Annotated in this window: 13 protein-coding genes; 5 read left to right on the top strand and 8 right to left on the bottom strand. The window is 73.3% G+C overall.

Annotated elements, in window-relative coordinates; genetic code table 11:
* Positions 1 to 17: 17 nt before the first annotated feature.
* From E1212_RS14555 to E1212_RS14535, 5 genes are all read right to left on the bottom strand, one after another.
* Positions 18 to 935 (bottom strand): dihydrodipicolinate synthase family protein, encoded by a 918-nt coding sequence (locus E1212_RS14555; RefSeq protein ID WP_131983639.1) that lies wholly within the window; start codon positions 933 to 935, stop codon positions 18 to 20.
* The gene (locus E1212_RS14550; protein ID WP_131983637.1) at positions 935 to 2,548 is read right to left on the bottom strand and encodes an FAD-dependent oxidoreductase; all 1,614 of its coding nucleotides are present in this window, start codon (positions 2,546 to 2,548) and stop codon (positions 935 to 937) included. The genes E1212_RS14555 and E1212_RS14550 overlap by 1 nt, the downstream gene beginning before the upstream one ends.
* Entirely contained in the window at positions 2,545 to 4,515 is a 1,971-nt protein-coding gene (locus tag E1212_RS14545) for an MGH1-like glycoside hydrolase domain-containing protein (protein WP_131983635.1), read from the bottom strand. The genes E1212_RS14550 and E1212_RS14545 overlap by 4 nt, the downstream gene beginning before the upstream one ends.
* A gap of 147 nt (positions 4,516 to 4,662) precedes the next feature.
* Positions 4,663 to 5,745, bottom strand: a complete 1,083-nt coding sequence (locus E1212_RS14540; protein WP_131983633.1) for a LacI family DNA-binding transcriptional regulator — start codon at positions 5,743 to 5,745, stop codon at positions 4,663 to 4,665.
* A 268-nt stretch (positions 5,746 to 6,013) separates the two neighbouring features.
* On the bottom strand, positions 6,014 to 6,238 hold the full coding sequence (locus E1212_RS14535) for a KTSC domain-containing protein (protein WP_203416861.1): 225 nt from the start codon (positions 6,236 to 6,238) through the stop codon (positions 6,014 to 6,016).
* Between the two features lie 100 nt (positions 6,239 to 6,338).
* On the opposite strand from E1212_RS14535, the gene E1212_RS14530 reads away from it, so the two are divergent.
* The gene (locus E1212_RS14530; RefSeq protein WP_131983631.1) at positions 6,339 to 8,045 is read left to right on the top strand and encodes an ABC transporter ATP-binding protein; all 1,707 of its coding nucleotides are present in this window, start codon (positions 6,339 to 6,341) and stop codon (positions 8,043 to 8,045) included.
* Positions 8,042 to 9,808: an ABC transporter ATP-binding protein gene (locus tag E1212_RS14525; RefSeq protein ID WP_131983629.1), complete on the top strand. Its 1,767-nt coding sequence runs from the start codon at positions 8,042 to 8,044 to the stop codon at positions 9,806 to 9,808. Before E1212_RS14530 ends, E1212_RS14525 begins: the two co-directional genes overlap by 4 nt.
* A 10-nt stretch (positions 9,809 to 9,818) precedes the next feature.
* Here the strand turns inward: E1212_RS14525 and E1212_RS14520 are convergent, their stop codons facing one another.
* Complete coding sequence (locus E1212_RS14520; RefSeq protein ID WP_131983627.1) at positions 9,819 to 10,403, bottom strand: DinB family protein; 585 nt, start codon at positions 10,401 to 10,403, stop codon at positions 9,819 to 9,821.
* Between the two features lie 10 nt (positions 10,404 to 10,413).
* Positions 10,414 to 10,812, bottom strand: coding sequence for a RidA family protein (locus E1212_RS14515; protein ID WP_131983625.1), 399 nt, complete (start codon positions 10,810 to 10,812; stop codon positions 10,414 to 10,416).
* 30 nt (positions 10,813 to 10,842) lie between these two features.
* Here E1212_RS14515 and E1212_RS14510 point away from each other — a divergent pair, with 30 nt between their 5' ends.
* The 3 genes from E1212_RS14510 (at position 10,843) to E1212_RS14500 (ending at position 12,373) form a co-directional block, all read left to right on the top strand.
* Positions 10,843 to 11,415 carry a CGNR zinc finger domain-containing protein gene (locus E1212_RS14510; protein WP_203416860.1) on the top strand — a complete coding sequence of 191 codons (573 nt, stop codon included), beginning with the start codon at positions 10,843 to 10,845 and terminating at the stop codon, positions 11,413 to 11,415.
* Positions 11,416 to 11,557: 142 nt separating this feature from the next.
* A complete protein-coding gene (locus tag E1212_RS14505) occupies positions 11,558 to 11,965 on the top strand; it encodes a hypothetical protein (RefSeq protein ID WP_131983623.1) in 408 nt (135 codons plus the stop codon).
* A 114-nt stretch (positions 11,966 to 12,079) separates the two neighbouring features.
* Positions 12,080 to 12,373 carry an HNH endonuclease gene (locus E1212_RS14500; RefSeq protein WP_131983699.1) on the top strand — a complete coding sequence of 98 codons (294 nt, stop codon included), beginning with the start codon at positions 12,080 to 12,082 and terminating at the stop codon, positions 12,371 to 12,373.
* Positions 12,374 to 12,473: 100 nt separating this feature from the next.
* Here E1212_RS14500 and ychF read toward each other — a convergent pair whose 3' ends face one another.
* Positions 12,474 to 13,547 carry a redox-regulated ATPase YchF gene (gene ychF, locus E1212_RS14495; protein WP_131983621.1) on the bottom strand — a complete coding sequence of 358 codons (1,074 nt, stop codon included), beginning with the start codon at positions 13,545 to 13,547 and terminating at the stop codon, positions 12,474 to 12,476.
* Positions 13,548 to 13,567 lie beyond the last annotated feature (20 nt).

Raw genomic sequence — 13,567 nt, 5'->3', positions numbered from 1 at the left:
TCTCCTTCAAAACGGGATCAGCGGGGGGTGATCAGGTGGGCGTCGAGCGGGGCGAGCAGGTCGAGCAGGCCGGCGCGTTCGGCCGGCGTGGCGGGCACGAACGGCGCCGCGACGTGCGGCGGGCAGAGGCCGCGGGCGGCGAGGACGGCCTTGACGGCGGGGACGCCGGGCCGGACGGTGTGCAGCGCGACCACGCGGTCGGCGATCTCCTGGGCGGCGTCGGCCGCGGCCACGCGCCCGGACCGGAACGCGTCGTACAGCTCCGCGCAGAGCCCGGGAGCGAGATTGACGATGCCGGGCACGATGCCGTCGGCGCCCGCCTCGAGCCCGGCGACCAGCTGCGTCTCCGAGCCTTGACTGACCCCCGCGTCGGGACGGCGCCGGGCCGCCGTGACCATGTGGCCGAGCAGCGCGAGGTCGCCGGAGCTGTCCTTGATGCCCACGACGTGCGGCATCGCCAGCACCTCGTCGAGCACCGCGGGCGTCATCGGCACGCTGTAGCCCGGGACGTTGTACGCGACCACCGGCACGCCGATGCCGGCGAACGCGGCGAAGTGGGCGACCACCTCGTCGTCGCGGTGCCGGTAGTAGATCGGCGGGCTGACGACGACGGCGTCGGGCTCGGCCAGGCGGACGGCGGCCGCCCGCTCCAGCGCCTCGGCGGTGCCGGCGGCCGTGACGTTGACCAGCACCGGCCCGGCGGCGGTCAGCTCCCGCCAGCGCGCCGCGACCCCGGCCGCGAACTCCGTCAGGGCGGAGGCCGGCAGCAGCGCGCCCTCGCCGTTGCTGCCGAACAGCATGAGGCTGCGCACGCCGGCCCGGGCCAGCGCGGCGAGCAGGTCGTACGCCGCGGCGGCGGACGGCTCCCCCGGCGCGCTCATCGGCGTCACGAGCGGAACCATCACGCCGCGGAGCAGGGCGCGTCCATCGGTCATCAGTACCCCTTGATCTCGGGCCAGGCGAGTTCGACGCCGTCGGCGGCCAGCTCGTCCTGGAATGCCGTCAGCCGGTCACCGGACTCGTGCACCTGCCCCGGCTCCAGCCCGCCGGCCAGGCAGTGCGCCGCCAGCGCGCCGGCCACCTCGCCGACGTTCCACTCGACCGGGTGCAACCGGTAGCTGCCGTTGGTGATGTGGGTGGTGCCGATGTTCTTGCCGGCCGGCAGCAGGTTGCGCAGCCGCACGGGCAACAGCGCGCCGAGCGGGATCTGGAACGGGCTGCTGGCGACGTCGATGTAGGTGTCGCCGCCGGTCGACGGGTGCAGGTCGATGCGGTACATGCCGACGCCGACGGAGTCGGGGTACCGCACCGCTCCGGCGTCGCCGCGGACCGCGAGCGAGAGGTCCTGCTCGACGATGCGGCGGCGGGCGACGATGCGGCGCGACTCGCGGATGTACGGCGCCTTCGCCAGCCCGTCGGTGCTGCCCATGACGTCGCCCCGCAGCCGCAGCCCCGGCCAGCCGGTGCCGCCGTCGGGCCGCGGCGCCTCGGTCTGCAGCCAGTAGAGCATCGACATCGACAGCTCGCGGGCGCCGGCGAGGTGCTTCTCGCGCTCCTCGTCACTGACCCCGATGAGCGGGCCGGGCAGGTAGTCGATCATCGGCCAGTTGACGACGGTGACGTCGCTCGCGGCGAAACCGGGCCGGAACACCGAGCGCGCGACGATGCGGCGGAACGCCCACAGCTCGCGGTCGCCGGGATCCTTGCTCTGGTCGGCGACGACGGGGCCGGTGTCGCCGTTGGGCAGGAACGCCCGCTCGAACGGCTCGAGCGTGCGCGGGTCCGGCGCGCGCAGGCTGATCAGCGGGTTCGGCCACTTCGGCGGCTGGTACTCGCGCCACGAGGCGTACCCGGCCGGCCGGTCGATCGTGTGGTCCTCGCCGGCGCGATGCTCGACCGCGAAGACCCACGAGAACGCCTGCATGTTGTCCGGCTGCGCCTCGTCGGGCGCGCTCGGCTCGCCGGTGTCGTGCCGCGACTCGAACCCGGTGACATGCTCGGTGCCGGTGAGCGGCAGCAGGTCGCCCAGCTCGGTGGCGTCGAGGACGTACGGGGCGCGGAGCTCTACCCGGACGCCGTCGGGCCCCTCGACCACGACGGCGGTGACGCGGTCGCCGTCGACGGAGGCGGCCACCGGGCGGTGCCGGTACAGGATGGTGAGCCGGCCGGCCGCGATCCACGGCGCCACCATGGCCTCGAGCACGGCGGCGCCGACCCGCGGCTCGTGGCAGAGCCGGCTGACCCGGCCCTGGCCGGGGTTGAGGGCGCGGGCGGTGCGCGCCTCGTCGGTGAGCGGGTACCAGGTGCGGTAGTAGGCGCGGATGTTCTCGCGCAGCTCGCGGTAGGTGCGGGTGCTGCCGAACTGCTCGATCCAGGCGTGCTCGTCCGGCGGGACGCCCTGGCTGGTCAGCTGGCCGCCGATCCAGTCGGTCTCCTCGGTGAGCAGGACGTACCTGCCTCGCCGCAGTGCCGCCAGGGCCGCGGCGACGCCGCCCAGCCCGCCGCCCACCACGAGGATGTCGGTCGTCGTTGCCGTCGCACTGCTCACGCGGGGGATCCCTCTCTGACGAGCTGGACGGGCCGGGTGCCGCCGTCGACGGTGACGGCTTGCGGCTCGCCTTGCGTATCGGTGATGCGGATGTCACCCGTGCCGGTGACGACGGCGCTGACCTCGTCGGCCGTGCGCCGGTACGCGGTGACGACGACGCCCGGGCCGGCGTCCAGCAGGACGACGCCGTCGAGCGCGACGACCAGCCGGTCGCCGGCCGTCACCGTCAGCCGGCCGTCGCCGAGCGGCAGGTTGGCCAGCTCGGCCGGCTCGCCGGGATGGGCGAAGCGCCAGCCGTCGGCGCGCGCCTCGGCCAGTTCGCCGAAGGCGAGGTGCGCCAGCAGCCCGCCCCAGGCCATCAGCCCGTCGGAGCGCTGCTGGAAGCCGGTGAGGTCCTCGCCGTCGAACGCCGGGTAGTTCTCGCGGACCGCGCTGTGGGTCTCCCACTCGGCGAGGAACAGCTGGAGCAGGGCGCCGCAGACGGCGCGGCTGTGGTCGCGCAGGTCGTAGCGGCGCAGCCCCTGGACCGCGAGATAGGCCATGGGCGCCCAGATGCGGCCGCGCCAGTAGGTGGCGGCGAAGCCGGGGTCGTCGCGCGCGACGCTGGGCAGCGGCCGGTCGCCGCCGAGGATGCCGGGCCGCAGCAGCGCGTCGGCGATCTCGCGCGCGGTCTCCGCGGACGGGAAGCCGCCGAGCAGCGGGTACAGCAGCGTCGGCGAGACGTGCGGGTCGTGGCTGCCGTCGGCGCGCAGGTTGCGGTAGCCGTGCGCGTCGTCGTCCCAGAACAGCGTCGCGGCGACGGCACGCGCGTCCTGGGCCTCGGCCGCGAGCCGGGCGGCGGTGGCGTCGTCGCCGAGGATGCCCGCGATGGTGGCCAGCGCCTCGGCATCGGCGACGTGCAGCGCGTTCAGCCCGGCGTCGGCGAGGTCCATCGTGTGCGTCGCCGGGTCGTACGTCGCATCGTCGTACATCGGTGAGTCGTCCAGCCCGGACTCGCGCTTGGTGCGGTCGAGCGTGGCCGACTCCGGGTCGCCGTCGATCGGGTCCGAGCCCCACGCGAGCAGCCCGTGCGGGCCGCGCCGATGCGCCGGCCACCAGTCGTGCCAGGCCAGCAGGCCCGGGAAGGTCTCCTCGAGCAGGCGCCGGTCACGGGTTTCGTCGGACAGCCCGCCGGCGAGGTACGCCGACAGCACGGTCAACGCGCCCACCGGCGGCTGCGACCGGTCCCACGTGGTGCCGCGCTCGTCGCTGACGCGGTTCGGGATCATCCCCCTGGCGTCGGCGAACGGCAGGATCTGGCCGAGGATGCCGCGCGCGTAGTCGCGGTCGACCAGGCTCGCCACCAGGCCGGTGAAGAAGGTGTCCCACGCGTGCAGCGCCCAGCTGCCGTAGAACCCCTGCCGCTCGACGCTGACGAAGTCGCGCGACGTCGGCGTCAGGACGCGGTCGAGGTCCGGCGCGTGGATGGTGTTCCAGGTGACGGCGCGGGTCAGCGCGTCGGCGGCGGTCCGGTACCAGCCGCACGACCGGGGCCGCACGGCGTCGGCCGCGGCCCGGTGCTCCTCGACGACGGCGCTCGTGTCCTGCACCGAGGCCGTCGAGCCGGCCGGGGCGATGAGCACGTCGTCGCCGTCGCGCTCGAACCGCCAGCCGGTGTCGTCGGGCCAGTCGACGACGACGGTGCCGGCGGACTCCGCGCGCACGTACAGCTCGTCGCCGGGGCCGCCGGCCATGACCAGCCGCAGCTCGACGCCGTCGACCTCGACGGTGACCTCGGCGTACGAGCCGTCGACGGTGTGGTGCCCGATCCGGACCAGCCCGTGCCGCCAGGTGAAGCCGTCGAACACGGGCGTCCCGTCCCCGCCGAGCAGGCCGAACCGGACTCGCCGGCCCGAGGGGAGGTGGGTCATGCCGGTGTGGGTGCGGACGTCCCAGGTGTTCCAGCCGGTGGGCGCAGGAGTGGTCATCGGGTCACCGACCCGGCCTCGTCGAGGTCGAGCGCGGCGTCACGACGCGCCCTCCATCCGGATGCGCGGTCGAGCCGGGTGTCCCGCAGGTTCGCGAGCCCCCCATGACGAAGACCCCGATGAGCGGCCGCCGGAGGCCGACGCGGATCATGCGTTTGCTCCCCCGGTGCGGGGGGCCGGGCCGATGGAGTCGCCGGGGACGAACGTGCACGGGATGCTGACCTGCCGCGACGTGGACTGCGCGTCACCGAGCAGGTCGACCAGCATGCGGACCGCCTCGCGGCCCATCTGGGCACGCGGCAGCGAGAACCGGGTCCAGTCGCGCGGCTCCGGGGTCCACGACGACGGCTCACCGAGGAGGGCGATCGAGCAGTCCTCGGGGAAGCGCACCCGCTCGCCGTCGGTCATCGCCGTCAGCGCGTCGACCAGCCGGTTGTCCTCGGTCGGCTCGACCAGGATCGCGGTGACGCCGTAGGCGCCGATCCAGTGCCGGACGTGCTCGGCGGACAGGTCGGCGGGGTCGGCGAGGCCCTGGATGAGCCGCTCGTCGACCTCGAGGCCGGCAGCGGCCAGGCCCTCGCGGTAGCCCTGCTCGCGGTCGCGGGTCGGCTCGGTGTCCTCGATGGCACGCAGGTAGAGGATGCGCCGGTGACCGAGCCGGTGAAGCTCGGCGACCATGGCCCTGGTGGCGGCGACGTAGTCGGCCCCGACGTAGCTGATCTCGCCTTCGTCGACCTCGCGGCGGCCGATGAAGACGAACGGGAAGTCCTCATGGACCAGCGCGTTCAGATCTTCGCGGCGGACGTTGCGTCCGAGCAGGACGCAGCCGTCGGCGAGCTTGAGCCGGTTGGCGCCGCCGGCGTAGATGGACCGGTCGGGCGACGAGGTGACCGAGCTGAACAGCAGCAGGTCGTAGCCCTGGGCCGCGGTCTCCTCCTCCACCCCCAGGAGGAACGGGTAGTAGAAGTCGCGCCGGTCGGTCGGGAACACCGGCTCGAACGTGTAGAGGCCGAGCAGGCGGTTGCGCCCGCCCTTGAGGCTGCGGGCCGCGACGTTGGCCGCATAGCCGAGCTCCGCCGCGGCCGCGAGGACGGCCTGCCGCGTCGACTCGGCGATCTGGTCGCTGGCCGCACCGCCACTGATGACCAGCGAGACGGTGGCCTGAGAGACGCCGGCGCGGCGCGCGATGTCGACCTGCGTCGGCCGCCGTCGTCGCCCCTGGGGTGGCACGTCCCATTTCTCCGTTCATACGTATTAGATGCGGTGGCGTCGAGAGTACGCGGACGCTTCACGAACCGTCAAGACGTCGCATCCGCGCCGCTGGAGCGGCTCGCGGCCGCCGCCGCGGTGTCAGTCTCGACCCTGTGCCGGGGCGTTCCAGCGGCGGTTCGGGATCGGACCGGTCGCGGCGCTGGAGCGGCTGCGGCTGGCACGGGCCGAGCCGCTGCTGTGGATGAGCAACCTGCCCTCGACGCGCTCGTCGCCCTCTGAGCCGGCGTCAGGACCCGCCGACCTGACGGAACCGGTACCGGGGCTTGATGACCTGGTTAATGAAGGTGCCCTTGCTGTCGGCCAGGATGAGGCCCTCGACGTCCGCGGGAGCGACGCTGTAGTAGCGGTACACGTCGCCGGAGCTGAACTCGACCTCCAGCGTCGACGACTCGGCGTCGTAGCCCATGGTCCGCACCGCGGACGACTCGATCGGCCAGCGCGTGATCTTCATCGCTGTCGATCGTCCGTGGTCGGCGCGGTGCCGGTCAAGGGCGCGTGCGGGCGAAATCGCATTGCCGCCGGGTGGTTGCGCGGATAGAGTCCGGTGTCTTGTGCGGCGCTTCCCCGACGCGGACCCCGGTGAGCCGAGCCGCCTGACCCCCGGCCACTACCTGCTCTGGCTGGCACGTACCCAGCTGGGCGTGGTCCTGCTGGGCGCCTTCTACGGCTGTCTCTGGCCGACGGCGCAGGCGCTGATGCCGTACGCCGTGGGCCGCGCCGTCGACGACGGTCTCACCGGGCGCGACCGCGGCGACCTGCTGCTCTGGGCCGGCGTGGTGCTGGCGCTGGGAGTGCTCCAGGCGGCGGCCGGCATCCTGCAGGACCGGTGCGCGCTGACCAACGCGCTCGGGGCGCGGTACCGGACGTTGCAGCTGGTCACGCGGCAGGCGGCCCGGCTGGGCGCGACGCTGCCGCGGAAGACGTCGGCCGGCGAGGTCATGAGCGTCGGTGTGGCCGACGTGCTGCAACTCGGCCGGGCGCTGGACCTCAGCTCGCGCGGCATCGGCTCCGTCGTCGCGATCGGCGTGGTGGCCGCCGTCATGCTCGCGACGTCGTGGGAGCTCGGGCTGGTCGTCCTGGCCGGGGTGCCGGTCATGGTCTGGGCGGTCGGGGCACTGCTGCGGCCGATGCACGACCGGCAGGCGCGGCTGCGCGACCAGCAGGCGGAACTGAGCGCGCACGCCGTCGACATCGTCGGCGGGCTGCGGGTCCTGCGCGGCATCGGCGGCGAGGAGCTGTTCGCGCGCCGCTTCCACGCGGAGTCCCAGCGGGTCCGGCACGCCGGCGTGCGCCTCGCGGCCGCCGAGGCGGTGTTCGAGAGCGCGCGGATGCTGCTGCCCGGGCTGCTGGTCGCGCTGGTCGTGTTCCTCGGCGCGCGGTCGGCGCTGGCCGGCGACCTCACCGCCGGCCAGCTGGTCGCGTTCTACGGCTACGCGGTGTTCCTGGGGACGCCGGTGCGGCGGATCACGGTCTTCGCGAGCGCGGTGACGAAGGGCTACGTGGCGGCGCGGCGGGTGGTCGCGCTGCTGGCGCTGACGCCGTCGATCGACGGCGGCGGCTCGGCGGCGCCGCCCGTGGGCGGCGACCTCGTGGACCCGGCGTCCGAGCTGGTCGTGAAGGCTGGCGGGTTCACCGGCGTGGCCTGCACGGCGCCCGCCGACGCGGCCGAGCTGGCCGACCGGCTGGGGCGGTACGTCCCGTCCGAGGTGACCTGGGGCGGGGTGCCGCTGGGCGACGCGGCGCTGGACGAGGTGCGGCGGCGCATCCTCGTGGCCGGCAACGAGGCGAAGCTGTTCGCCGGGCCGCTGCGGGCGGAGCTGACGGCGGACGGCGCTGTCGCTGGTGATGACTCGCGGTTGCTGGCGGCCATCGAGGTCGCGTCGGCGGCGGACGTGCTCGAGGCGTTGCCCGACGGCCTCGACACCGTCGTGACCGCGGGCGGCAAGGAGTTCTCCGGCGGCCAGCAGCAGCGGCTCCGGCTGGCCCGGGCCGTGCTGACCTCGCCCGACGTGCTGGTGCTGGTCGACCCGACCAGCGCCGTCGACGCCCACACCGAGGCCCGCATCGCCGCCCGCCTGGCCGCCGCCCGGGCCGGGCGGACCACCATCGTCTTCGCCACCAGCCCGATCCTGCTCGACCACGCCGACGAGGTGGTGCTCGTCGACGGCGGCCGAGCGGTCGCCGTCGGCACCCACGCGTCGCTGCTGGCCGACCCGCGTTACCGCGGGCTGGTCGCCCGTGAGGAGGGGGCGGCGTGAACGAGGCGTCTCCCGGGTTGCCGGTCGCGTCGGTGCGGGAGGTGCGCCGCCACGCCCGCCGGCTGGCGCTGCGGCACCGGCGGGAGCTGGCCGTCGCCGTCGCGCTGCACTCGCTCGGCGCGGCGTCCGGGCTGGCCGGGCCGTGGCTGATCGGCCGGCTGGTCGAGGCCGTCAGCGCCGGCGTCGACGACGTGGGCCGCGTGACCGCGCTGATCTGCGTCTTCGTCGCCACACAGGCCGTGCTGACCGGGCTGGCGATGTTCGTGTCGGCGCGGCTCGGTGAACGGGTGCTGGCCCGGCTGCGCGAGGAGTTCGTCGACGGCGTCCTCGCCCTGCCGCTCGGGACGGTCGAGGAGGCCGGCACCGGCGACCTCGTCACCCGCACCACCCGCGACGTCGACCTGCTGGCCCGCGCCGTGCGGTACGCGATCCCGGACACCCTGATCAGCGCGGTGACGATCGTGCTGACGCTCGGCGGGCTGGTGCTGCTCGGGCCGCTGCTGGCGCTGCCCTGCCTGGTCGCGGTGCCGATCCTGTGGGCGGCGACGCGCTGGTACCTGCGCCGGGCGCGCGACGGCTACCTGCGCGAGAACGCGTCGTACTCGCGGCTCGCCGAGGGCCTGGCGGAGACCGTCGACGGCGCCCGGACGGTGGAGGCGTTGCGGCTGGGCGGGCGGCGGGCGGCCCGGGTCGACGACGACATCGCGGCGTCGTCCGCGGCCGAGCACTACACCATGCGCCTGCGCACGGTGTACCTGCCGACCATCGACGTCGCGTTCGTGCTGCCGGTGGTCGCGACGCTGGTCGTGGGCGGGCTGCTGTACCTCGACGGCATGGCGTCGCTGGCCGCCGTGACCGCCGCGACGCTGTACACGCAGCAGCTGCTGATCCCGGTCGACACGCTGCTGTTCTGGCTGAACGAGGTGCAGATCGGTGGCGCGGCGATGGCCCGGCTGCGCGGCGTCGGCCGGTCCCCGGCGGCGGCCTCGGGTGAGTCCCGCGGTCCGCGGGCCGACGCCGTCGTCGCTGGGTCCGCCGCGGTGGAGCTGCGCGGGGTGAGCCACGCCTACCGGGCCGGACACGACGTGCTCCACGACGTCTCGCTCGGCATCGCGCCCGGCGAGCGGCTCGCCGTCGTCGGGCCGTCCGGGGCCGGGAAGTCGACGCTCGGGAAGCTGATCGCCGGCATCCACGCGCCGCGGGCCGGCACCATCACCGTCGGCGGCGTCCCAGTGGGAGCGCTCTCGCTGGAGGAGCTGCGCGCCGAGGTCGCGCTGGTGACGCAGGAGCACCACGTGTTCCGCGCCTCGCTGCGCGACAACGTGCTGCTGGGGCGGCCGTCGGCCTCGGATGCCGCAGTGGAATCGGCGTTGCGGGCCGTCGACGCGTGGTCCTGGGCGTCTTCTCTCGGGTTGTCGACGGCGGTCGGTACCGGTGGGGTGGAGCTGTCGCCCGCGCAGGCACAGCAGCTGGCGCTGGCCCGGCTCGTGCTGGCCGATCCGCACACGCTGATCCTCGACGAGGCGACGTCGCTGCTGGACCCGCGGGCGGCGCGGCACCTGGAGCGGTCGCTGGCGGCGGTGCTGGCGGGGCGGACGGTGATCGCGATCGCGCACCGCCTGCACACCGCCCACGACGCCGACCGGATCGCCGTCATGGAGGCCGGGCGGATCGTCGAACTGGGCTCGCACGACGAGCTGGTCGCCGCGGGCGGCGCCTATGCCGCGCTCTGGGCCTCGTGGCACGGCACGGCGCAGGCGTGACCGGCCGCCGTCAGTCGCGCGCGGCCTCCTCGGCGGTGCGCTTCAGCCTCTCGACGTAGTCGGCCCACCACTGCGCGTTCTGGTCGGGCAGGTTGGAGACGCCGTCGCGCAGGCCGGCGGCGCCGTCGATGGTCTCGCGGACGATGTCGGCGTGGCCGGCGTGCCGGGCGGTCTCGGCGATCATGTGCACGAGGATCTGGTGCAGGGTGACCTGCCGTCCCTCCTCGGGCCACCACGGCACCGAGCCGGTGTCGTCGAGCGCTAGCGCGTCGATGGTGGCGTCGGCGTGCGCGGTGGCGCGACGGTAGAACCCGACCACCCACTCGATCGACTGGTCCGCCGTCGCCCAGAGGTCGGCGTTCGCCTCGGCGTCGTCGTCGAGCCAGGGCATCGGCTCGGGCTTGGGACGGTCGAAGACCAGCCCGAAGTAGTCGTACTCCATGCTGCCGACGTGTTTGACCAGCCCCAGCAGGTTGGTGCCGGTGGGCGTCATGGGCCAGCGCGCGTCGCGCTCGCCCAGCCCGTCGAGCTTCCACAGCAGCGCGTCGCGCTGGGCCTGCAGGTAGCGCTTGAGGGTGTCCTTCTCGTCCGGCATGGCCGTCACGCTAGCCGACGGCGGCGACAGCCTCGATCTCGACGAGGGCGCCGGGCACTCCGAGCGCGGCCACGAACGCGGCGGTGATGGCGGGCGGGTTCGGGCGCTGACCCCACACCTCGCCGAACGCGGCGAAGCCCTCTTCGACCGACTCGCCGGCCTGGATGAGGATGGTCCACTTCACCACGTCCTCGGGCTGCGCGCCAGCGGCGTCGAGGCAGGTCAGCAGGTTCGTGACCGCCTGCCGGGTCTGGCTCGCGAGGTCCGGTCCGACGACCTGCCCAGAGGCGTCGACGCCGTTCTGCCCGCCGACGAACACCAGGTCGCTTCCCGCCGCGACCCGCACGACCTGCGAGAACGCGGGGTTGGAGTGCATGGACTCGGGATTGATGTGTGTGATGTGCGTCATAGTGAGACTGTAACCTGTTATAATGGTTTCATGCAAGGACGGGCAGAGCTTCCCCTCGACGTGCGGCGCCGCTTCCTCACCGGCCGCGTCTCACTCGACTTCAGCCACACCGGCGGCGACGGCGACTGGGCGGTGTGGGAGATCCTCCACACGCCCGCCGACCTGGCGCACTGGCTCGGGGTGATCCTGTCGGTCGACGATGTGGCGGTGGGGCCGGGCGATCTGGCAGCGATGCGGCCGGTGCGGATGGCCATCGCCGTCGGGGCCCGGTCACTGGCCGCGGGCGGTTCCGTGTCCGCCGCCGACGTGGCCGTGCTGAACGCGGCGGCCACCGTGCCTCCGCTGGTGCCGCAGCTGACGCCGTCGACCCCGGGGGTGTCGTTCGCCGCGCCGACGGCGCCTGCCGCTCTCTCCACCCTCGCCCGCGACGCGATCGATCTGTTCGGCGGGCCGCTGGCCGGGCGCATCCGGGTCTGCGCCGCCGCGGACTGCGGGCTGCTGCTCGTCGACACCTCCCGCCCGGGCCGGCGGCGGTGGTGCTCGATGCAGCGCTGCGGCAACCTCGCCAAGGTGCGCGGCCACCGTCAGCGCGTGCCGTCCTGACGGTTGGGGCTATGCTGGATGGTGCCGGCGGAGGTGCTTCCACCACCTGTGATGCGGTCGGCCGCGGCGCAGTCCCACACCGGTGCTGCGTCGCGGTCATTTCACGTGATTGGTCCGTCTATGGTCGCTAGGCTTGCCGGCCGTGGGTACTTTCGCGACCTTCGTCTACAGCGACGGCGGATGGGACGATCACGGCGCCTCCGAGCGGTTCCTCTCGATCGACATCCACGACAGCGACATCGCGACCCTCCGGTTCGCGCCGGCGGAGTCGCCCGCTCGTGGCCTCCTCTATCTCGGCTACGAGCCCCGGCACTACTTCGAGGACCCCTCGGCCAGCGATCCGGTCGACGTGGTGGCCGAGACCGATGCGCTCATCGCCTGGGCGGCGGACGTGACCGGCGTGCTGGTGGCCTCGGAGGAGGTCATCCCCTTCCTCGCCTCCCCCGACGGCGACGAGCCCGGAGACGTCTTCGTCGAGGAGACCGTCGCCCAGCTGCTGAAGGTCATCGGCCTCCTCCCCCCACCCGACCTCGACGTCGAGGACGTGTAGGCGGCCCGGCCGGGCCACGCGTCAATACCCGGATCGAGTGGCCGCCGGCCATACGCTCGGAGCGTGCCGTCCCGCAGCCGAGCAGCGACCTACGCGCGTCGCCGGAAGCGCCGCATGGGCAAGGTCGATCACGACCTGACCGACGACCAGTGGTCGGCCCTCGTCGCCGCCTGGGGCGGTTGCGCCTACTGCGGCGCTCCCGAGACGCAGCCGAGGCTGCAGAAGGACTGCATGCTGCCCATCTCGCGCGGTGGCCGCTACACGCTCACGAATGTGGTGCCCGCCTGCCGCTCGTGCAACGCGAGCAAGTGCAACGTCGAGGTCACCACGTGGATGCGCCGCAAGAAGCTGGACGAACAGGCCTTCCTCGTCCGGCAGGTCGAGATCAGCCGTGCCGTCACTCGTTGAAGGAGCACGTGCGGAACCCCGACGACGATCGGTCTGCCGCTCCGGTTGCCACCGAGCCCCCGTGAGCCGGATCGGTCCGGGACTGCTCAGCTGAGCCGGGTCAGACGTTGAAGCGGAACTCGACGACGTCGCCGTCGGCCATGACGTAGTCCTTGCCCTCCATGCGGACCAGGCCTTTCGAGCGCGCCTCCGTCATCGAGCCGGTCGCGACCAGGTCGTCGAACGAGACGACCTCGGCCTTGATGAAGCCCTTCTGGAAGTCGGTGTGGATGACACCGGCCGCTTCGGGGGCCGTGGCGCCCTTGCGGATGGTCCAGGCGCGCGCTTCCTTGGGACCGGCGGTGAGATAGGTCTGCAGCCCCAGCGTGTCGAAGCCGACCCGGGCGAGCATGTCGAGGCCGGACTCCTCCTGGCCCATCGACTGCAGCAGTTCGAGCGCCTCGGCGTCGTCGAGCTCGGAGAGCTCGGCCTCGATCTGGGCGTCGAGGAAGATCGCCTCGGCCGGCGCGACCAGCGCGCGCAGGTCGGCCTTCAACGCGTCGTCGGAGAGTTCCTCGTCGTCCATGTTGAAGACGTAGAGGAACGGCTTGGCGGTGAGGAGGTGCAGGTCGCGCAGCGGCTCGAGGTCGAGACCGGCGGCGAAGACCGTCTGCCCGCCGTCGAGAACGTCCTTGGCCCGCTCGACGGCGGCGACGATCTCCTGCTTCTCCTTGGCCATCCGCGCCTCCTTGACCAGGCGCGGCAGCGCGTTCTCGATGGTCTGGAGGTCGGCGAGGATGAGCTCGGTGTTGATGGTCTCGATGTCGGCCTTCGGCTCGACGCGGCCGTCGACGTGGACGACGTCGGGGTCGTTGAAGACGCGGATGACCTGGCAGATCGCGTCGGCCTCGCGGATGTTGGCGAGGAACTTGTTGCCCAGCCCCTGGCCTTCGGAGGCGCCCTTCACGATGCCGGCGATGTCGACGAAGCTGACGGTGGCCGGCACCTGACGCGCGGAGTCGAAGATCTCGGCCAGCCTGCCCAGCCGCGCATCGGGCACGCCGACGACACCGACGTTCGGCTCGATGGTGGCGAACGGGTAGTTCGCGGCCAGCACGTCGTTCTTCGTCAGGGCGTTGAACATCGTGGACTTGCCGACGTTGGGCAGGCCGACGATGCCGATGGTGAGACTCACAGGTGCCAAGGGTACGTGCC

The organism is Jiangella ureilytica, from assembly GCF_004348545.1.
Lineage (GTDB): Bacteria > Actinomycetota > Actinomycetes > Jiangellales > Jiangellaceae > Jiangella > Jiangella ureilytica.
Note: the sequence above shows the minus strand (reverse complement) of the source record. Positions and strands in the feature narration are given on the sequence as shown.